The following is a 544-nucleotide window of genomic DNA, read 5'->3' on the forward strand; positions in this document are numbered from 1 at the left end:
ATCTCAAGATGTTGTGAAATGGCAAGAGGTTACGTCTAACTTGCCAGAGCTTTCTAAGAAGCTGATGTCGTCGTCTTCTGAACCTCTGAGCGATGATGAAATGGCTGATTTAACGTTGGCACTGCGCACGCGCCTGCATTATCAACCAGAAGATTCAACCGGTTGGTTGCTACTCGGTCGTATTGCATTAGCGAACCGCGATGTGACGACAGCCATCGATTCTATGAAAAAGTCGTATGCTCTTGAGCCAAAAGATCTTGACGTCATGTTAGGTTACGCTCAGGCGCTAATGCTTTCTCAAGACGAGATGGACCAAGCAACGGCTCGTTCTTTACTTGGTAAGCTCATGCAACAAGATTACGTGGATTTACGCGTGTTCTCATTGCTCGCATTTGATGCATTTGAACGTAAAGACTACCCAGCAGCAATTAAATACTGGGGCATCATGCAGCAGATGATCGGTCCTGACGATAGCCGATACGAAAGCCTTTCACGCAGTATCGACCATGCACGCAAACAAATGGGTGAAGTGGTTTCTCCGGAT

Annotated in this window: 1 protein-coding gene; it reads left to right on the forward strand. The window is 46.9% G+C overall.

Features of this window, described 5'->3' with window-relative positions:
• A partial coding sequence (locus R7Z47_RS26465; RefSeq protein WP_318130976.1) for a tetratricopeptide repeat protein occupies window positions 1–544 on the forward strand: 544 nt, incomplete at both ends.

It is taken from the genome of Vibrio sp. 1641, from assembly GCF_033339995.1.
Taxonomy (GTDB): Bacteria; Pseudomonadota; Gammaproteobacteria; order Enterobacterales; family Vibrionaceae; genus Vibrio; species Vibrio alginolyticus.